Source organism: Marinoscillum sp. HNIBRBA16962, assembly GCF_057801515.1.
In genome coordinates, this window is sequence record NZ_CM173603.1 from 1,580,155 (window position 1) to 1,601,665 (window position 21,511).

The following is a 21,511-nucleotide window of genomic DNA, read 5'->3' on the forward strand; positions in this document are numbered from 1 at the left end:
TCCCGTTTTTTAAATTTTCATTTTTCGACATAATATTCCACCTCAGGGTCTGTAAAGGAACTTTTTGTAGTCATAATCTAACACCTCGTCAATAATAATATTTTTTCATCCCATGAAATTATCTTATTTTAGTAAGGAATTAATTTCATACCCGCATTAAATTAATTCACTTGTGGCCCCGACTGTAACGTCGGGGCTTCTTTATATGTATTCCTTCCTGTAACTTTCTTGCATGAATCAAACGTCTGAAGCTGAAGTTTTTACCCTCAATATTAAAGTCACCAAAGCGGATATTGATGGACTGGATCATGTGAACAATATAGTTTACCTGAAATGGGTACAAAACATAGCAGAAACCCACTGGAAAACCCGGGCCACGAAGGCAGATCAGGAAAATTCAATTTGGGTGGTTCTGAGTCATTTCATTGAATATAAAAGCCCTGCGTTTTTGGGAGATCTGATCACTTTAAAGACCTGTGTTGGTGAAACAAACGGAGCAAAGAGTTTTCGTCATGTGGAGATATACAGACAGGATAAGCTTTTAGCTAAAGCCAAAACCCAATGGTGTCTGCTCGATATGCAAACCGGACGCCCAAAAAGAATTACGGATGAACTCATCGACTTTTTCGTGAAATAGCCTAACATGAGAAAATTTATAAAAATTGTACTTTCAGTAGTTTTGGTCATTTTAATAGGGCTGCTAATTGCAGGCATAATTATTCATCAGCCCAGGCCAAAAGGCGAGCCTGATTTACTTGCTGAAACACTTGCTGACAGTATGCTGAGTGCGTTAAATTATGAGGCCTATCAAGATCTGGAGATAATTCGCTGGTCCTATCCAGGAGGGCATCATTATGTTTGGAACAAGCAGGAAAACCATGTAAATGTTAGATGGGATTCCTATGACGTAGATTTTGATACGAAGACTTTGGAAGGTACGGCTAAAAAGAATGGTGAGTTGCTAAAAGGGGAAGAAACGAAAGAGGCTGTGGATCGGGCCTGGACTTTTTTTGCTAATGATTCCTTCTGGCTGGTTGCACCCTATAAAATCAGGGATCCTGGCACGGAGAGGACTATTGTGGAGACAGAAGATGGCCCTGCACTACTCGTGACTTATTCGTCAGGAGGTGTAACTCCCGGAGACTCATATCTATGGCATCTGGACGAAAACTTTATGCCTGTAGCCTGGCAAATGTGGGTCAAAATACTACCTATAGGCGGGCTTAAATTTTCATGGGAAAGCTGGACAAATATTGATGGAGCAAAAATTGCTACCGTTCACCAGGGTCCCGGTCCTGTCCGGATTGAAATAACTAACCTGAGCAGTAAGTAAATACATTAACCAAATATCCGGGTTTTTTGGTTCTTTATCTAAAAATCATATCATTTGATAGTGTTTAATGCTTAGTTTTAGGCTACACCAACTAGGCTATGATTTTAAGTAGAGTTCTGTGTTTTGGGGTACTGATTTGTACTACAGCCGTTAGTTTTTCTCAGGGTCAACCGATTGATAATTTTGATAGTCTTCTCAATGCTGATTTTGAGAAGGCCGCCCGATATATAACTTCATGGGAGTGTGAAGAAACCTCCTGCAAGGAGGTATATGCTAAGAATTTACAAAAGTATGCTGTTGCCCTCTCAAAAAAGCACTTATATGATTCATCTACCTCAGTCTATTTATACTCTTTGAATTTTAGTTCACAGAATTCTGATTGGGTAAATCGACATATTGCTATCAACTACATGATTTCAGCTGATTACCGAACAGCAAAAGATTATTTACAGAAGGCGCTAAAACAATCTCTGTACAAGTATGATTACCTGGAAGCCGGAAGATCACAAAACCTGTTTGGCGTAATTAATAAAAGAGAGGGGAATCTCGATTCAGCATTGGTATATTATGATGATGCAGCCAAATCCTTTGCCAAAGTGGAGAACGAAGAGACTGTAGCTTCCGGAATGGCAAATGTTTACAAGAACCAGGGTAATATTTACTATGATCTTGGTTTGTATGAGCAGGCTCTGAAGGCCCATACCAATGCCCTGGAAATTGAAGAAAGGCTTGGATTGGAGGATGGTTTACGTAGGACCTATCTCAATATTTCTAATGTTTACAGGGCTATAAAGAAGTTTAATTCTTTCAGAAACTACCTGGACAAAGCGATGGAGATTGCTGATAAGCATGGTGAGTTTGGAACATTGGCCATAGCTTACAATAATTATGGAAATCACTATGCGGAGGACTTGGGTAATGACTCTAGCAAGTTCTTTTACCACAAGTCACTGGCTATCTCCAACGAGATCAATGACTTGTACTACAAAGCATTGGCACATCAAAACCTTGGAAATTTTTATCGAGATCATAATCAATATGATTCTGCGAGATGCCATTTTGGTCAGTCCCTGAAGATAAGAGAATCCGTGGGAGACAAGAAGGGAAGGCTGCAGACGCTTTCTAATTTAGGAGGATTGTATGTAATGGAAGGTGATCCGTTGGCTGAGGAGGTTTTGTTAGAAGTCATCAAGGAAGCGAGGGATCTCCAGTTTTACAATGTTGAGCAGGACGCTCTGGTATTTCTTGTAGATCTTTATAAAAAGAAAGGGGACTTTGAAAAGGCGCTGGATCATTATGAAGCTATGAGCATAGCGAAAGACTCCCTGAATAACCGGGATTTTTACAATCGCATTTCAGCAGTTGAAACCCAGTTTGCTGTGTCCAACTATCAAAATCAGCTGGAGGTAAAAGAAAGTCAGCTGGCGCAAAATAGCTTAATCAACAAGCTGCTTTTAGCCGTTATTTTATTGTTTGTATTGGTCGTGGGTGTGTTAATTTTCTTTTTCTATAAGTTGAAGAAGTATAGCACCACACTGGAAGACAAGAATAGAAAAATAGATACCTTAATGCGCGAGTTGCATCACCGTGTAAAAAACAACCTGCAGGTGATTTCAAGTCTTTTGGGGCTTCAGTCAATGAGGCTGGAAGATGAGACGGCCAAAAAGGCTGTAGAAGAGGGAAAAAGCAGAGTGAGAGCCATGTCTCTGATCCATCAGCGGCTTTATAAGCAAGAAGATGCCACCAGTATCAACGCGAAAGAGTACATTCAAAATTTGCTGGATGAGCTTACCACTACCTACGGGTATAATGGTAAGGTCAAAACAGAGCTGGACCTTGCTGATGTCAACCTGGATGTTGACCGCACATTGCCGTTAGGGTTAATTATCAACGAACTTATTAGTAATTCGTTTAAATATGCCTATAGCGATATTAAAGAGCCGCTGTTAAAGCTTCAGTTGGTGACTGAAGATAAGAAGGGAAAGCTGACTATCCTTGACAATGGGAAGGGATTTCAGGGACCTTTCAATATCAAGGAAGCAAAGTCGTTTGGCTTGCGACTGGTAAATATCCTTACGGAACAGCTTAAAGGCACCCTGCAGGTAAGCTATCAGAATGGGTTAAAATATGAATTGGACTTTAATCTTGATTAAGAACAAGACAGATAGGAGAGAGGATGAGTAAAGTTAAAATTCTCGTTGTGGAGGATGAATTTATTGTAGCGGAAGAGATACTTGAAACCCTGAAGAAACAGGATTTTGATGTTGTGGGTAAAGCTTCCAATGCAGATAAAGCACTGGAGATAGCCCGGAAGACCACACCTGATATTGCATTGCTTGATATCAATATTGATGGCGATCTGGATGGCATTCAGCTGGCAGAAAAACTAAGGGCAGAGTTGAATATTGCGATTATCTTCCTCACGGCATTTGATGAAAAACACTACCTTGACAGAGCTTCTGCTGTGAGTCCCTCAGCTTATATTGTAAAGCCTTTTGAGGCTCGAAACCTGATAGTGGCTATAACCATGGCCTTTAAAAAACTCGAAAGCAATACGGAGGAGGAGGTAGAAAATAAGGATGCTTATTTTGTTCAGGACCGGATCTTTATCAAGGAAGGCACCAGGTTCAATAAGCTAATGGTCGAGTCAATTACTTTTGCAGAAGCAGTAGGAAGCTACACCGATATCTATACAAAGGAGAAAAAACTTACCCTCACGATTAACCTGAAACAATTCAGCCAGAAGCTGAAACACCCGAAGTTTATCCGTGTACATCGGTCTTATATGGTAAATATTGATGCGGTTGATGCTTTTGAAGGAAATACGATACATATAGGAGATCACCATATCCCCATCAGTGCATCTTATAAAGAGGATTTTTTAAGGTCTATCCGAACCATCTGAGCATAATAAGCTTGCAAACGCATTTTGTAGTTGCGCAAAGGTGCTGGGTCTATTGACAAAACTTTTTTCAGATATTTATCAGCCTACTCTAGCTTTAATTTAAAGTAAATTCCTTTTCGGAAAATTATAGCTCAGGCGTATCGCCTCACAGTTGCCGTCTGGCAAAGAAGTCTTGTTTCAGGGCTTCTTTTTTATATAGTATTTCAAGCTCACCCCGGCAAAGTAATTCCTCGGATTACCTGGATAGTAATATCTCGGACTGGCTCCCCCAAAGCCGGTATTGTTTATCAAAAGCATGCCAGCATACTTTTCATTCAGCAGGTTGTCAATTCCTGCATTGATGTCAATTTGCCAGTTTGAAACGGTTCCGGAATACCCCACTTTGGTTCGAAGGATGAAATAAGGATCTGCATAAATTGAGTTTGCATCAGTAATGGGGATCTCTCCCACATACTGACCGTTGATATTTCCATAGAATCCATTTTTTGAGATCAACTCAATGCCTGAGTTTATGATCATCTCAGGTACACCGGTTAGCTGGTTGCCATCGTAGTTTTCTCCTTCATTGATGAATTCAGCAAACCGGTAGTGCATATATGACGTGCTGTTGAAGAAATTTATCTGGTAGTTTTCACTGAGGCTGATTAAGTAATTGAGGTAGAGGTCAAGACCCAAATGATTGTTGAGCCCGGCATTAACACCATAATACTGATCATTGTCCGTTCGCTGTGCCACGAGCAGGTCTTTGATCTGCATGTAATAACCAACCAGATCATAGCTCAGGTTCTGGAAATTTCCTCTCAGGCCAATCTCATAGTTCCATCCTTTTTCCGGCCGGATGTCCGGGTTGATCTGTCCGTCCGGGCGAAGGGTCTCATCCAGGCTCGGAGGAGAAAAACCGTGGCTCACATTGGCAAAGAGGTGGTGAAAAGGATGAATATGATACACAATGCCAATTCGTGGGGAGAGCACCGGGTCAAACTGATAAGTGCCGCTCTCGTTTGCATCACCTGTATTAAATTGATCATCCAGGTCGTAGAAGGTGCCGTTCAGGTTCGCACCACCGACCAGTTTCAGGCGGGTATTCAAGTCGTAAGCAGCTTCGGCAAAAAGATTGTAATATTTACGATCTTCTCTATAGTCGGAACGAGGACTTCCCTTAGCGCTTCCGTCCATTGGAGCAGTGTTTTCAAAGGTTCCCCACTCATAGGTATCTTTGAATAATTCCACACCACTACTCAGACCGATCTCCCCAAACTGACCACTAATCACATTTCTTGTTCCCAGGGAGGCTGTTTTTTCCTGCAAAATGTCGAAGGGCCTCGGCTCGTATGCATCTCTAAAATGGTAAAAGACAGCGCTGGTTAGTTTCCAGCTCTTGCTGAAATCCCGGGTAAAAGAGACACCACTTAAAAACTTATCATATGATTCAAAACCTTTTGCAGCAGCCCAGGTAAATGCTGCTTTTTCAGGGTCATTTTGATAATCGTCTTCATTGAGAGCGCTGGGGATATAGCCTTTCAGGTCTGTGTAGGTTCCTAAAAAGCTCAAAGTGCTCTTTTCCCCCAGGCTCCATTTCCCTGTTAATCCTGCCTGGTTTCGGTCATAAGCGCTGTTTTCGCGGTATCCGTTACTTTTCACTTTGGAGTAGGCTACACTAACTGACTGGTTATCATTGCTATGGGACAACCTGTTTTGCCACCTTATGGTATTAAAAGAGCCGTAAGTAATACTGCTTTCCGCTGCACTTATTCCCGGTTCAGGTTCATAACTATGCAGCCGAATCACTCCTGCCAGCCCTGCTCCATAGGTACTGGAATTTGGACCTTTGAGTACTTCTACCCGGTCGATCAGGCCCTGATCAATATCCTCGATTGTGGAGTTACCGCTTCCGTCGGTAAGCGGGATATCATCGTAGTAGGCTTTGATTTTGTTAGTGCCAAACAAATTCCGAGAACCAATTCCACGGATGGTGATCCGGTTGGTATTGTAAGTTCCTGAATGCATATATACCCCTGGTACCCTGTTGATGGCATTGGTGATAGTAAATGGCGCATCTCGCTGGATCATCTTTTTGCTGACTACACTTACTGCTCCTGCCGTATTTTTAATTTTCTCTTCAGTGAGACCGGCATTGATCGTCACTTCGTTGAGGGAGATGGGGGAGGGGGCTAAACGTATGATTATTTCGGAAGCAGGATTTCTGATGGTTTTGGTTTCATAACCCATCACCTGCACCGTAATGGATGCAGAAGCACCCAGGGTGAATTTGCCATTTTCATCGGTAATTGCTGAATCGGATGGGGAGATGATCAAAGCTCCGCGGATTGGCTCATTTGTATTCTGATCCCGGACTGCTCCGGTAAGGTTTTCCTGAGATAGAGCTGTAATGGACAAGGGTAGCAGAAAAAATGAAAAAATTAAACGAGTCATAGTAGCCTAACTAAAAAATAAAGTGTGTTTGTGTTTAAAAATCTTTACCAACAGCCCATTTTATCCCTCCCAAAAGGTGCTTTAAAAAGAGTCTGTCCTTATAAGTCTCATCAGTATGTCCCAGAGCAGTGTAAAACACCCGGCCTCCGTCATACTCGTGATACCACGATATCGGATGATCAACTCCCATAGTGCCTCCGGTGTAGGAGGTTTCATCTATGGTGATCAGCACATTTGACCAGTCGGGCAGTGGGGTCCTGAAGTTGTACCATTCGTCGGTTTTGACCCATGTCAATGGCAACTCTTTGGTTGAGCGATGTGTAGTGTCTTGTATCCTTAAAGTTGCTTCCTGTATTTCCGGGTGATCATCAAAGTACGTCCCGATCATGCTTCCGTACCAGTTCCAGCTATACTCGGTGCAGGTGGCACAATGGATCCCCACAAAACCCCCACCATTTTTGATGTAGGTTTCAATGGCTTTTTCCTGTTGATCATTAAAGATATCTCCGTTGGTGCTTAGAAAGATCAAAACATCTGTTCTTTCCAGAATATCGGTTTCCAAAAGCGTGGAATCCTCAGAGAAAGTAACGGTCATATTATTATCTATAGCCAGTTTAGTGATTGCCTGCTGACCGGCAGAAATGCTCTCGTGACGGTAGCCGTTGGTTTTGGAAAAGACCAGGAGGTGCTGAGCATCAAGTAAAAAGGCTGAAAAAGTCAGGAGGGTTAGAAACAGATATCTCATATGCTATCAGTGTTCACTGTAAAAATTGACCAATGCCTTAATGTAAACCTCATGCCACCCATCTGTGATTTCCTCATAAGCCTCCTCCGGGATGTTGGTGTGGCTCACTTCCAGGGAGGTGCCTTTTTTGTGAGGGTGTACTTTTAAAGTGACTATTGAAGGTTGCTCCAGGTCTCCGAAAAACCATTCCTGGCGGATCATTTCCCCCTCTTCAAACTCCAGGTTCTTACCCACAATACTTCCATCCCATAGCGAAAACTCTGTATCCGGTTTAGCTTCGAAAACCGCTGGCGAACCGGTCCAAAGTTCAATGGTGGGCTTGAAGGTCAGAGCTGCGTAAACCTGCTCAGGTTCGGCATTTATGGTAAAATATTTTTTGAAGTCTGGCATGAGGCGAAGGTAGGAATCTATCCTCAAATATTACTTAGACAATTTGATACATTATCAATTTAATGACTGTTTTTAGTATTATTTTTAATATATTCCGAACGCAACCGATTTCGTGGATTTTAATATCAATCTTTCTGGACAATGGGCAAAGAAACCAGGATAAGGCACTTACAAAGTGCACAACCATTTGCAGGTTATTTTGAGGCAGTCTATGCAGAGTTCTTTAAACCGCTCTATCTCTACGCACGTTCAATTGCAAAATCAGATGATATTGCAAAAGATGTGGTATCGGATGTGTTCTTCAATTTATGGAAGTCACGGTCTGACCTGAAGCAGATTAAAGAACTCAAGTCCTATCTCTTTCGCTCTGTCAAAAATCAGGTGATCAGGACGCTTTCTAATGACCCCCGTAGCTTCGATAGCATTGATACGGAAAACTATGTGAAGCAGATTGAGCAGGTAACTCCCGAAGAAGTCCTGCTGGAAAAAGAGCTGGTTCTTATTATTGAGCAAGCAGTTGGGAAACTTCCTGATCAGTGTCGTTTGATCTTTCAGATGGCAAAAAACCAGCAGTTGGGTTATGCGGAAATAGCCGCAGAGCTTGGGGTTTCACAATCCACTATCAAAACTCAGGTTGCCAGGGCTGTAGCTGTGGTCAGGGAAGTTATTGAGGAGCAGTATGATAGTAAAAAAGGTGAGCGCTGGAGGAATATGGAGCTAGGAAGCCTGGCTCTGATCATCTCAGCCGTATTGAACTGATGTATTATTGAAAATTTAATAATTTTATTAGGTATTTATTGAATTTTATCATATTTGTAAGCACCTTTTAGTTAATGATTTTCATTTATTTTAAGATTTGTCAACCATTTTCCTTCTCATGTCTCTTACTGTCAAATAGAAATCGCTACCAGTGGAGCAATTAATCTTGAAATATCTTCAGGGAGACCTGACATTAGACGAACAGCATGAGCTGTCCAAGTGGCTGCAAAGTGACGAGAGAAATGCCAAAACCTTGCAGCAAATTCATGCATATTGGCACTATCACAAAGATAACATTGAGAAAGAAGAACAAGAGGTTCGTTCAAGGCTACACGGCATGATGCAAGCCGAAATGGCATCTGGAATGCAGGCAAGTAAGAAGACTATCTGGAAAACGGTTTACAAGATTGCTGCCTCTATTGCTATTGTTTGCTCCTTAGTATTTATGTTTTATCAGTACAAGTCTGGGTCTGTGTTTGGTAGTGAGCAAGTTACGACGAGGCTCGTTGAAAAAGTAAGCCTCCCCGGACAGAAAATAACTACGCTTCTCCCTGATGGCACCAAAGTAAAACTTAATGCTGATAGTAAACTGATAGTTCCTTCACAGTTTGATGGTAAGGCCCGGGAGGTCACTTTGATTGGTGAGGCATTCTTTGAAGTGGCGCGTGATGAGAAGCACCCGTTCATCATCAAAACAACCGATATCGACATCCAGGTTTTGGGTACTTCTTTTAATGTCAATGCTTACAGTGGAGAGATGACCTCAGTGGCGGTAAAGACTGGCAGGGTTGCAGTTAAAACCAAAAACAACGAACAAGTAAAGCTTACTTCAGATCAGATGGTCAGGTTAGAGGGGACTAATCTGAAAAAGAAACCAATAGTGGAGAATGATATGCCTTTTGCCTGGACTAATCAGAGTTTGGCCTTCAATGATGAGTCAGTCGATCAGGTGTTAAAGAGGGTTTCGCGGTGGTATGGTGTGCAGATAGATTTAAAGAAAAATATAACAAAGGATAAAAAGTACACCGCTAACTATGACAACCCGACTATCAAAGAGATGATGGAGGTGTTATCGTATGTGTATGACTTTAATTATGAATTAAATGAAAAGGAGAAAATGTTGGTAATCAAATAGTGACACTGAAAATAAGAAAGAGAGCTGAAATACTTTGGGGAAAGTCGGCAGCTCTCTTCTGTCAAAAGTTTTAGTCAATTTAACCAAAACTGTATGAACACAAATTTACACAAATTCGTAGTCCACATGTCCAAATATGGAATATATGTGTTGATCGCGCTGCAGTCCTTAACGATGGTCATGGCCAATGATATAAGGGCTCAACGAAAGATGTTGGATGAAATCACCATCGAACTCAGGCGGTCTGGATCAGGGAATGCACTAATTGATGTGCTCAAGGAAATAGAAATCTATACCGATCTCAATTTTGCCTATTCAAAAAGCGAAATTAAGCACAAAACAATAAGCTTAGAAAACAAGACCTGGAGAATGGATGAGTTACTGAAGACCATTTCAGTGCAAGCTAAAGTGTCTTTCAGGAGGGTCAATGAGCAAATTGGGGTTTCTATTGCCGTCCCTTCCCAAAAATTACCTACTCTGACTGAAAAAGTTGATATTCAGGTGTCTGTCGAAGGTACAGTCACCGACGAAAATGGTGAGCCACTCCCGGGAGCTACGGTTCTGGAAAAAGGAACTACCAATGGGACGATCACTGATATTGATGGAAATTTTTCAATCAATGTGGATGAAGGTGCGACACTTCTAATTTCATTTGTTGGCTTTAAAATCCAGGAAGTACCCGTGGCTGGGAAGTCCAGGGTTGATGTGTCGTTGGAGCCAGACGTTTCTGCCCTCGAAGAGGTTGTAGTGGTTGGGTATGGAACCCAACAAAAGAAAGATGTAACCGGTGCGGTAAGCTCAATCAGATCAGCTGACATTTCAAAATCGGCGGCAATATCAATTGACCAGGCACTGCAAGGCCGCATAGCTGGTGTCCAGATGACACAAAATACCGGCGCTCCTGGTGGAGGAACTTCCATTCAGATCCGTGGATTGAATTCAATCAATTCTACGAATGAACCGATCTTTGTTATTGATGGCGTCATCATTAATTCTGGTACGAACAGTTATACTGATAATGCTTTTGCATCCATTAGTCCATCAGATATAGAATCAATAGATGTGCTCAAGGATGCTTCCGCTGCTGCCATATATGGAGCACAGGGAGCAAATGGCGTTATCATCATCACTACCAAGCGGGGGAAAGAGGGAAAACCGCGAGTGACTTTAGACGCTCAGTATAGCAATCAGTATATACCGAAGTATATTGAGATGACAAATCTTCGGGAGTATGCTACGCATCAAAATGAACTTTATACACTGCGAGGATGGGGGATAAGTGATGAGTTTGCCAACCCTTCAATACTCTCAGAGGGCACAAACTGGCAAAAGGAAATATTTGAGCCTGCGTCGATGGAAAATTACAATTTTGCCATTTCGGGTGGCAGTGCTGAAACCACTTATAAGTTTACCGGGAGCTACCTGGATCAGGAAGGAATAGCGGCAGGTTCCGGTTTTAAGCGATTGTACGTTTCCACTGCACTGGATTCAGAGATCAGTTCCTGGTTAAAGGGCGGGCTTTCATTGACCTTTACCAATACCGACCAGGTGATTACCATCACGGATTGGTCCCTGATCAATAGCGCATTGAGACAATCGCCTTCTGTGCCGGCCAGAAATCTGGATGGCACCTATGGAGGGCCGGAGGATGCCAACGATGCATTATCAAATCCTTTGGCTTTGGCTGAGCTGATCGACAGAGGTTCGGAAAAGACAGGGGGAAGAGGCAATCTCTATCTTGAGGTCAAACCGGTTAAATGGTTAACAGTGAGGTCTGAAGTTGCAGCGGATATCAATGTTAATCAGGGGCGCACCTTCGTTCCAACATACGAGCTGGGCAACAGGAAGAATTCCCAAATTGAAAATACAAGGACAATTAATTACGGAAGGTTCCTGGTTTGGAGAAACTGGGCTACGGCGAAGTATAAATTTGCCGATAGACATGATGTATCCATGATGCTCGGGTATGAGCTGAATGAAAACACAGGTAACAATTTAATGGGAAGACGCTTTGGTGGAAGTAACCAGCTACCCGATCTTGATGCCGGGGATGCTTCTACTGCTGTTAATTCCGGTTCGACCTATCGAAGGGCTTTTACATCTTATTTTGGAAGAGTCTTTTATTCATATGCCGATAGATATATGCTGACTGCCACAGTCAGACGGGATGGTTCATCAAATTTTGCAGAAGGATATCAGTGGGGTACTTTCCCATCCGCCTCCATAGCATGGAGGGTTTCTGAAGAGCCTTTCTTTGTCATAGACAATCTGATAAATGACATGAAAATTCGTTTTGGGTATGGCGAAACAGGAAATTCTAACATAAGAGCCTTTAGTCATACAGCTTTATTGTCCAATGTTCCTACCATTTGGGGGACAGGACATTTGGTGGCGAATGTGCCAAATCAGGAAGTTACCTGGGAAACAACCATTTCATATAACCTTGGATTGGATTTGGGATTATTTGGTAATCGCATACAATTGGTCGCAGATGTGTATAAGAAGAGAACGGATGATCTGTTGTTGGCACTGACATTGCCGGGCATCACAGGCGCTGGGGGAGGGCAAGGTTCGGCAGCTCCTCCTTGGGATAATGTAGGTTCCATGGAGAACAAGGGAGTAGAATTGAGCTTAAATACAGTAAATATGGAAAGAAACGACTTTCAGTGGACTTCCAATTTTGTCTACACATTGAACAGAAATAAAGTGTTGAAGCTAAATACTGAGTCTGCCTATATAGATAGGAGATATCAGACCAGCGGGACAGATCACATTGTAACCCGTACCGAGGCTGGACGCAGTATTGGTGAGTTTTATGGTTACAAGATTGTAGGCAGGATAAATTCGGCTGACGATTTGCTCGATAGTGAAGGCAATGTAAAAATCCCGATACCTGAAGATCAGATTATTGATGAAGATAACGGAATATGGGTAGGTGACTTTATATGGGAGGACTATAACCAGGATTCCGTAATCAATGAGGAGGACCGGCAGTACCTTGGCAGCCCGCTCCCGAAGTTCACTTATGGTATTGGTAATACCTTTTCCTATAAAAATTTTGATTTAAACATTTTCCTCACCGGCTCTTACGGAAACAAGGTGATGAACTTCCTTGGGCTTACCATAGAAAACCCTAACAATACCGGGATAACAAAGAGAGCAGCTACTCGATATGCAAAACTGGACCAGGTAGATCCTGAGGGCCCGGCAGATGATATCTATAACGTGTATGTTTCTTCCGGAGATCCTGATTTGCCACGCATGTCAGTAAATGATGTAAATGCTAACGCTACCAGGCTTTCTTCCAGGTTAATAGAGGACGGCTCATATTTGCGCATACAAAATGTTTCCCTGGCCTACAATGCTCCAGCGAGTCTGACTTCTAAAATAGGGATGCAGAGTCTTCGTGTGGTTGTCAGTGTAAAAAACCTTTATACGTTCACTAAGTATAGCGGATATGATCCGGAAGTAGGGATGGTTCGCCATCAATATTCAAATTATTCTCAGGATGCCCTCCTAAACGGAATTGATGTGGGAAGATACCCATCGCCAAGGATTTTTTCATTGGGTCTTTTTGTAGGATTTTAAAATTAACCAAGACATGAAAAAGATTATATATTCAATAATCAGCACAGTCTTTATTGTGCTCACTACCGGATGTGAGGATCATCTGGAAGTTCAAAGTGCCAGTGAGTTGACTCTGGATAATTACTTCACGTCCTATGAAGAGGCTCGTATGGCCACGGCACCTTTGTATAATAAAGTATGGTATGATTTCTCCAGCCAATTCTATTTCCAGTTTGGAGACGGCAGGGGAAATAACCTGTTTTCACCGTATGGATCAGGGCAGCCATTTATCAACCTTACGGAAACCATCGAAACTCCTTTGATTTTTAATGCGTGGCAATCATTGTTCATAGTTGTCACCCAGGCTGATTATGCCGTGCTCAATTTGGATAGATCCCTGGAGTATGGAGTGACCGAAGAGCAGGTCAATCAGTTGAAAGGGGAGGCTCGCTTTATGAGGGGGCTGGCGTATTGGTACCTGGGCTCAACCTGGGGTAATGTGCCGATCGTGGAAAACCCTTCTGATTTAATGGGAAATTTCATCATAAATAGCAATCCTTTTGAGGATGTACTTCAGTTTGCTATCAGGGATATGGAGTATGCTGCAGAATGGCTACCTGAGACAGACATTCCCGGACGTGTGACCAGGTATAGCGCCAAGGGGATGCTGGCACGCATGTATGTTACAGCAGCATGCTATGCACGCGGGAATAAATTTTCAGCACGTTGGACTACTACTGCGTCTGAATATTACGAAATGGCCAGGCTGGCTGCCAAAGAGGTAATAGAGGAAAGCCAATACGAACTTATGGATGACTATGAAGAATTGTTCAGGGTTCAAAATAATAACAATTCCGAATCTTTGTTTGCGCTACAGTTTGTGCCTGGTCAGTCTGAGTTTGGTGTGGGAAATAGAAACCAGGACTGGTTGGCATACAGTACTGAGTTGACCAACGGACTAAATGCTTGGGGTGGCAGTATGTTCGCTGCAGGTGACCTGGTACAACTGATGCACGACCGTGGTGAGGAAGCGAGGAAAAAGGCCGCGTTCTTTTATCCGGGAGCAGTTTATGATTACCTGGGTGGGCATACTGAGCAGGGCTATTGGGCCATATTCCATGAATCGGATGGAGGTGTTCCCAGCGAACCAGGAAACAGTGCTATAAGATATCCACTCATAAAAAAGCACGTAGTTGGTGGCCGGGATGATACAGATGGATTGGCTATCAACGGTAATTCCGGTTTAGCAGCTCCTATGTTGCGCCTGGCAGAGGTGTACCTATTATATGTTGAAGCTGTTCTCGGTATGGATGCATCTACTTCTGATGCTGAAGCCTTAAACTATTTTAATTTGGTCAGGGAAAGAGCGGGGTTGGATCCTGTGACTACCATTACCCTTGAAGATATATGGAATGAACGCCGTTGTGAACTCGCACTGGAAGGGCAAATGTGGTTTGATATGGTAAGGAGAGCCTATTGGGACCAGGAGTGGGTACTGAATTATATGAGCAATCAGCACCGAAACGAATATTACTATTACTTACATCCTAATGAAGCTCCTGATGGTTTTGTCTGGCGTGATATTTTGCCAGGCCAGGAAATGAATCCTCCATCGGCTGACAGGCTGCTGATACCTTATCCAAGTATAGAACTGACAGCCAATCCTCAGCTTAGAGAAGAGCCTGTCCCCTTCGATTTTGGTGATTAATTTTTTGAATTAAAAATGCATTCAAATGAAAATTCTAGATTATATAAAGATAAGTACGTCGATGATTGCTCTTTTGCTCATCGTGAGTTTTGTAGTATCCTGTGATGAAGATGTGGAAGGATCTAAAAAGATTGTGGTAAATCAGGTGTTCCTTCAGTCTGCTGAGAGTCCTGATAGTGTTGTTACATTGGCGGGCGCAGGCCAGCTGATCCGTATTGAAGGAAAAGGATTCTCCACCCTCCGGGCTGTCTATTGTAATGGGGTGGAGGCTTCGGTTAATCCAACTTTTGTAACCGAAAATTCCATTCTTTTCAGCATTCCTTCAGATGCTCCGGCCGGGGTAAATGCTGATGGAGAAGTCCGTAATACCATTCGTCTCGTTACGGATTTTGATGACCACACATTTACTTTTGACATTCACAGCGCCCGTCCGGTTGCTAACGATGATTTCTATAAGGTAGGTGTGGACAAAACTTTGACTGTAACAGCAGAGGAAGGTGTATTGGCCAATGATACCGATGCGGAAGGTGACCCATTAACGGTAGTTCTGGATACAGCCACCACCAATGGCGACCTTACGTTAAATGAAGATGGTAGCTTTACTTACGTGCCTGATGCTGGTTTCAGCGGTACCGACAGGTTTACTTATTATGCCAATGATGGTATGATCAACTCGTCTGGGAATGGTGCCGTAGAGATTAATGTAAGCAATTCTTCACTCGTTACCGGAGTATCCCACACCCTTCCGAAGGTAGGGGAAACCCTGGTGATTTATGGTGTCGATTTCGTGGAGGTCACCAGAATTGTTTTTCCTGGGGATGTAGAATCAACTGACTTTACCGTAAATGAGGCGGGGACGCAAATTACATGCGTGGTCCCTGATGGAGTCACCACAGGGGCAATAATGGTAGAAGGTAGTGCGGGTAGTGCGTATTCTTATAACTATATGTTCTGCGAAGAGTGTAAGATCATAAATTGGGGATGGGGTGAAGGCTATGGGGGCAGCTTTGGCTCCATCACACCTTTGAGTGGCACCACTACGACAGAAGTTCCGTCCGGTGGTGATCCGTCGAGCCCGGCGGCAGGATATCGTCACTGTCCAAACACCCCACCACCTTCCACTACCACACTCCCTGTTTCAGATGATATTGCAGTTGGATTTAACTTTAATCCGTCTACAGGTGCACAGGCCCTTATAAATAATACAGGGGGTCTGATTACGGGTTCTACCAATTGTAAAGATCTCGCTATGCAAATGGATTTTTATGTGTCTGTTCCTTGGGGATCCGGTTATTTTCAGGTGAACCTGAAGCCAGGCGATGATTCATATTCAGGGAAATTTGCACCGCAATGGGCAACAATAGGAGGTGGTGAGGACATCACGATGAGTGGCTGGCAAACAGCTACCCTTCCATTAGGAAACATTACCGCTCTTCAGTCGCAAACGTTGCAGCATTTTATAGATGCGCTCACGGACAATGGCAACTTTACGTTTGTCAACAACAATTATACTTTGAACGGAACAGAGTATACAGCAAAGTCTATCGACAATTTTCAGGTATTCATTGGTAATTTCAGAATTGTACCGTACGTAAAGCCAACAGTAGATTAATTCATACAGCTAGAATTATGTAAGGGGAGGGAGCAATCCCTCCCTATAACATGGATTAAGTAGATGTATATGTAAAAAGTGGCAAGTAGAACTTAATGCTTGCATCATAATTACATATACCTCGATATCAAAATAAAGATCAGAACAGAAAACTTACTCTTATGAGACTAAGGCTTATTTCAATTTTTACGTCGGTGTTAGTCCAGCTTAGTTTAATAGCCCAGGATGAAGCTTTACTTCTGGAAGTGGAACAGGGAAGTTTAGGGTCAGATTTTCAGACCCTTCAGGATGATAATATTACGTATGTTACTCCTGAAACAGACTTTGCTTCAACCTCCAACCCTGGTAATGATTCCAAAGTGATCACCTTGTCTGTTCCGTTTACCGAGACTGGTAGTTACGACCTGTATGCTCGAATCAGGGTGGGAGCTGATAGCTACGGAGACGACAGCTTTTATATTGGTAATGGGTTTGGCAGCAAGACCTCAGACAATGATTCTGATTGGCATACCATCAACGGAATCGTTCCTGTAGGCTATAATGGTTCTCAGGATATCGTTGACGGGCAGGGCAGTATTGGAAGCCTCACCTGGAAATGGATAAATATTTCAGAGTTTTTAGGAGGGGATACTCCTGTGGTTTTTGATGTTGAGTCGACCGAATCTGCAGTTATATTCCAGTTGGGAGCTCGTGAAGATGGCCTGGATTTTGATAAGATCGCCTTTGGAAAATCTGATCTTTACTATACTGTCCAAAACCTGGAAAATGGCGAAGCAGGCTCAGAAATATTGCCAGAGGATGATGCCTATCCCGAAGGAGCCTATCAAACAGTAAAAACCTACCTGAACCCTGTTCTTCCGGGGGACCATCCGGATCTAACATTACTCAAAGTGGGGAATGATTTTTATACCTGTAATTCCAGTTTTCATTTCACTCCTTACCTCGCCATTTCGCATTCTACTGATTTAGTGCATTGGAAAGAGATCAGCAGAGTAGTGGCTCCTGACTGGTCAGGACTGATCAATACTGCTCCGAAGCAAGGTATCTGGCAGGGGGCCATCACCTATTTTTATGATTCTTACTGGATCTATTTTTCTAATACGGCAGGCGGAGGCCAGTATTTCTCCAAAGCGGAAACACCTTTGGGCCCCTGGTCTGATCCGGTGAAGATGAACACTACGAATGATACAGGTGCCAGTGGTTATGACAATTCAGTATTCGTTGATGATGATGGAACCCCTTACCTGCACATTAAGCCAGGCCGGAATACCAACCGGATCCAGGAAATCGGAACAGACGGCCACCTGACTGGTTCGGTGATCAATCTGGACTGGGTAAATGCTGAGAATCAATACAGCTGGGCAGAAGGCCCGGTAATGTGCAAACGAGACGGCTGGTATTATTACTTCATAGCCGGAAATGTAGGCGGAGGTCAGTATGTGCTTCGTTCCCCAAGCCTTACAGGGGATGAAAACAGCTGGGAAGAATTGGGGGACTTTTTTGAACCAATTACCGATCCTTCCACCCCTTTCAGGGGGCCAAATCACATGTCCCAGCCATTTCAGATGGAGGACGGGACGTGGTGGACCATGGCGCATAGCTACGAAAATTTGTCGGGTGACAGTTGGGGAGGCAAAGGTCGCCAGGGTTTGTTGCACCAGGTGATTTGGGATATGGATGGTAAACCTACAGGCGTGGCGCCCACCACATCTCCTTTAGTCAGCCCCGACCTGCCAAAATCCGGGATTTCATGGAAGCTGCCAAGGTCAGACTATTTTGATGATGGTTTACTGGGGGTGTTCTGGCATTTTCTGGGGCCGGAAGAAGCCTCCAGGTATTCGTTGACAGAACAGCCCGGCTGGCTCCGGATAAACCCCGGGTCGGGGAGGAGCCATGTTTTACAAAAGGATGCCGGTCGTTACTACTCGCTGGTTACAAGGGTTCATATTGATGCCACCAGTGATGAGCAGGGGGCTGGTCTTTACCTGACCAACGGAAACGAATCGGTGAATATCAGACTGTATAGCGGGTATTCCAACGGGAAGAAAATCTTCTTCTCTTTTGATGCCATAAGTTATTCTGCAGACAATGCCATTGGTAATACCTTATGGTTAAAATTGGAAAGAAATCAGCACGAGTTATCCGGGTATTACAGCGGAGATGGCCTGACATGGACACAAGTAGGCGAAAGCATCAGTGCAGTTGATCTGGACAAAAACCAGGAGAATGACAATTGGTGGGTTGGGAATAGTCAGGGACTATTTGCAGAAGGCACAAAGTCGGATTTTGATCTGTATTTCTACCGCGATGGGGCTTCTGAACTGGCTCTGGCTGGTAGTGAAAACCATTTTGGAGTTGATCAATCAAATACCTCTGCCGGCGTGGCCTTTAGTAATGCCACTGATAATGGAGGATGGCTGATGCTCGGAGGTGTAGAGCTCGGTAAAGATGCTAGCCGCGTATCCAAAAAAATAGAAGTAATGGTGGCCAGTCAAACGAGTGGTAGTCTGGAAGTATGGTTGGATGATTTGGAAAATGAAGGGAAGTTGATAGCAACCATCCCTGTTACCAGTACTGGTAGTACTGATACCTGGCAGAAGTTTTCAGCAGATATCACAAATGTGTCAGGAGGACAGCATGATGTCTATTTAAGGTTCGTTGGTTCAGCGAATGCATTTTCAATACGATCCATTCGTTTTCTGGCTGACGTGAATGTTGTCCCTTATGTGGAAGAAACCGCTCCTCTGGATTTGAGTGAAAATGAATGGCTCAGGGTATATCCCAATCCTTACAAGCATGGGTTAACAGTTGATATGGGCAATAGAAGTGCTGAGTATGCTATCTATGATTTATCGGGAAAGCAAGTTGAGAAAGGAATGATCGATAGCTCAAGGCAAAAGATAGGAAGGGGCTTGAACCCAGCCATTTACCAACTGGTTGTGACGACAAGTGACGGCTATAAAACAACTAAGATAATTAAGTCAGGACTCTAATTCTATGAGCCAAATGCTGTTGCAAAAAAGAATAAAGAAATTTTGACAAAGAAGAATTTCACGAAATGAATAATCAAACATTAATGCTAAAATAAGTCCGCTCATTTCCCATCATTGAGGTGTATGCGAAATATTTTTTGAAATCCTTTACTAATGACATTGAATCAAACATATAATCAACAAAAAGCCATCTATGAATAGTATTTTAAAAGTACATATATTGGTTTTATACCTTATTACGATTGCCTTTGTCCTATCATCCTGCAATAAGGAACCCGATACTTTAAAGGGTGACCCGGAGCTTTCTTTTGTGCAGGAAACGATCCCGATGGAAGCGCTTTCAAGTGCTGGTGGCAGCTTTTCTCTGGATGTAGAATGGGCGTTTACTCAGTGGAATATCAATGGTGACTCTGTAAAAGAGGGTACTGAATTCATTGAGCAGATATCGCCAACCTATGCAGGTGCTACTGACGAGGGGCATACCATCACAAAAGTTACTATCCGGGTTAAGGAAAACGAAACCTACACTACGAATAAGCAGGTACTTACCCTCCGGTCACTTAATAGCGATATAAGGCACCATGTTGAGATTGTACAAAGTCCCAGGCCAGTGGAACCCATAGAAGTTACAGTAGACCCAACCATAACCTATCAGACCATTTCAGGTTTCGGGGGAGCTGCCATTTGGCATGCTCTTCCGCTTTCTGATAGCCATATCCGGACTTTGTTGGGTACTGGAGACAATGAACTGGGGCTTTCCATTGTTCGGGTAAGAATTTCGCCAGTTTCAAGCCGATGGTCTTCACAGGTCAGTATGCTTCAGGAAATGGAAACCTATGGAGTGAAAATCATTGCCTCTCCCTGGTCACCACCAGGTGAATGGAAGTACGATACACAGGAGAATCCACTTATAAATGGCTATCTGATGGAGGAACATTACGATGACTATGCCATCTATCTGAATGACTATGTACAATACATGGCTGATCAAAACATCGTCATTGATGTCGTTTCCGTTCAGAATGAACCAGATTGGCCCGCCACCTATGAGTCTTGTGAATGGACACCTCAAATGATGTATAACTTTATCAAGAACCATGGTGCTGCTATTGAAAGCGCTAAAGTGCTGGCAGCGGAATCATTGCGATTCGCAAAAAATTATACTGATGATATCTTAAATGACCCAATTGCGGCGGCTAACCTGGATATTGTCGGTGGGCATCTCTATGGCGCGCACCCCAGCCGCTACATCCTGGCTGAAGAGAAAGAAAAGGAAATCTGGATGACGGAATACCTGCTGAACTCCGGATCGGGTGACAATGCTATCCAACCGGAAGATTGGGTAAACGTCCCCGATAGTGAGATCTGGGATGAAAGTATGGAAATGCTTGGAAGTATTCACGAGTCCATGATCTCCAATTGGCATGCTTACATCTGGTGGTACATGAAACGCTATTATTCATTTATCGGAGATGGGAATGGTGGCACAGTAGCTGGAGAAGTACTTAAACGTGGACTGGCCTTCTCTCATTTCTCTAAATATGTTCGTCCGGGGTACGTTCGCATTGCTACAGAAACAGACACCAATGCCGGCTTAAAATTGACTGCCTATACAGGTGATGATAAAACAGTAATTGTCCTGATCAATGAGGAGAACAATATACTCCCCGAAGTGAAGCTACAGATGCCTGCTACACCCGCTTCGGCAAACGCCTATACTACATCATTAACCATGGATGGAGAAAAGGTAGATACAGGGATCGGGGAGAACACCATTGCACTAAGCTTAGCGCCACTTAGTGTTACAACCATTGTCATTGACAATTGACTTAATTGGGCAATGACAAGCACTTTTTCTAATAAAATCAGGTAAACCATATGAAGTTAAGGAATAATAATATCTATCCACCCAAACTCATGATCCCGTCGTT

Annotated in this window: 14 protein-coding genes; 11 read left to right on the forward strand and 3 right to left on the reverse strand. The window is 43.3% G+C overall.

What is annotated here, in order from left to right; all coding sequences use genetic code 11:
• The first annotated feature begins 232 nt into the window (after positions 1 to 232).
• From AC3E9V_RS06750 to AC3E9V_RS06765, 4 genes are all read left to right on the forward strand, one after another.
• Entirely contained in the window at positions 233 to 637 is a 405-nt protein-coding gene (locus AC3E9V_RS06750; RefSeq protein WP_488752432.1) for an acyl-CoA thioesterase, read from the forward strand.
• A gap of 6 nt (positions 638 to 643) precedes the next feature.
• Complete coding sequence (locus AC3E9V_RS06755; RefSeq protein WP_488752433.1) at positions 644 to 1,333, forward strand: hypothetical protein; 690 nt, start codon at positions 644 to 646, stop codon at positions 1,331 to 1,333.
• A gap of 98 nt (positions 1,334 to 1,431) precedes the next feature.
• On the forward strand, positions 1,432 to 3,486 hold the full coding sequence (locus AC3E9V_RS06760) for a histidine kinase dimerization/phosphoacceptor domain -containing protein (protein WP_488752434.1): 2,055 nt from the start codon (positions 1,432 to 1,434) through the stop codon (positions 3,484 to 3,486).
• A 23-nt stretch (positions 3,487 to 3,509) separates the two neighbouring features.
• The gene (locus AC3E9V_RS06765; protein ID WP_488752435.1) at positions 3,510 to 4,238 is read left to right on the forward strand and encodes a LytR/AlgR family response regulator transcription factor; all 729 of its coding nucleotides are present in this window, start codon (positions 3,510 to 3,512) and stop codon (positions 4,236 to 4,238) included.
• A gap of 177 nt (positions 4,239 to 4,415) precedes the next feature.
• Here the strand turns inward: AC3E9V_RS06765 and AC3E9V_RS06770 are convergent, their stop codons facing one another.
• From AC3E9V_RS06770 to AC3E9V_RS06780, 3 genes are read right to left on the reverse strand one after another with little or no spacing between them, the layout of a single operon-like run.
• A complete protein-coding gene (locus tag AC3E9V_RS06770) occupies positions 4,416 to 6,671 on the reverse strand; it encodes a TonB-dependent receptor domain-containing protein (protein WP_488752436.1) in 2,256 nt (751 codons plus the stop codon).
• A gap of 34 nt (positions 6,672 to 6,705) precedes the next feature.
• Positions 6,706 to 7,416 carry a ThuA domain-containing protein gene (locus AC3E9V_RS06775; protein ID WP_488752437.1) on the reverse strand — a complete coding sequence of 237 codons (711 nt, stop codon included), beginning with the start codon at positions 7,414 to 7,416 and terminating at the stop codon, positions 6,706 to 6,708.
• A 6-nt stretch (positions 7,417 to 7,422) separates the two neighbouring features.
• Positions 7,423 to 7,806 (reverse strand): SRPBCC domain-containing protein, encoded by a 384-nt coding sequence (locus tag AC3E9V_RS06780; RefSeq protein WP_488752438.1) that lies wholly within the window; start codon positions 7,804 to 7,806, stop codon positions 7,423 to 7,425.
• A 141-nt stretch (positions 7,807 to 7,947) separates the two neighbouring features.
• Between AC3E9V_RS06780 and AC3E9V_RS06785 the strand changes: the two genes are divergently transcribed.
• The 7 genes from AC3E9V_RS06785 (at position 7,948) to AC3E9V_RS06815 (ending at position 21,408) form a co-directional block, all read left to right on the forward strand.
• Positions 7,948 to 8,565, forward strand: a complete 618-nt coding sequence (locus AC3E9V_RS06785) for an RNA polymerase sigma-70 factor (RefSeq protein ID WP_488752439.1) — start codon at positions 7,948 to 7,950, stop codon at positions 8,563 to 8,565.
• Between the two features lie 166 nt (positions 8,566 to 8,731).
• The gene (locus AC3E9V_RS06790; RefSeq protein ID WP_488752440.1) at positions 8,732 to 9,700 is read left to right on the forward strand and encodes a FecR family protein; all 969 of its coding nucleotides are present in this window, start codon (positions 8,732 to 8,734) and stop codon (positions 9,698 to 9,700) included.
• Between the two features lie 93 nt (positions 9,701 to 9,793).
• Positions 9,794 to 13,288, forward strand: coding sequence for a SusC/RagA family TonB-linked outer membrane protein (locus AC3E9V_RS06795; protein WP_488752441.1), 3,495 nt, complete (start codon positions 9,794 to 9,796; stop codon positions 13,286 to 13,288).
• 13 nt (positions 13,289 to 13,301) lie between these two features.
• On the forward strand, positions 13,302 to 14,975 hold the full coding sequence (locus AC3E9V_RS06800) for a RagB/SusD family nutrient uptake outer membrane protein (protein WP_488752442.1): 1,674 nt from the start codon (positions 13,302 to 13,304) through the stop codon (positions 14,973 to 14,975).
• Between the two features lie 25 nt (positions 14,976 to 15,000).
• Positions 15,001 to 16,587, forward strand: a complete 1,587-nt coding sequence (locus AC3E9V_RS06805; RefSeq protein ID WP_488752443.1) for a glycan-binding surface protein — start codon at positions 15,001 to 15,003, stop codon at positions 16,585 to 16,587.
• A gap of 161 nt (positions 16,588 to 16,748) precedes the next feature.
• The gene (locus tag AC3E9V_RS06810; protein WP_488752444.1) at positions 16,749 to 19,580 is read left to right on the forward strand and encodes a family 43 glycosylhydrolase; all 2,832 of its coding nucleotides are present in this window, start codon (positions 16,749 to 16,751) and stop codon (positions 19,578 to 19,580) included.
• Between the two features lie 193 nt (positions 19,581 to 19,773).
• Positions 19,774 to 21,408, forward strand: a complete 1,635-nt coding sequence (locus AC3E9V_RS06815) for a glycoside hydrolase (protein WP_488752445.1) — start codon at positions 19,774 to 19,776, stop codon at positions 21,406 to 21,408.
• The last annotated feature ends 103 nt before the right edge of the window (positions 21,409 to 21,511 follow it).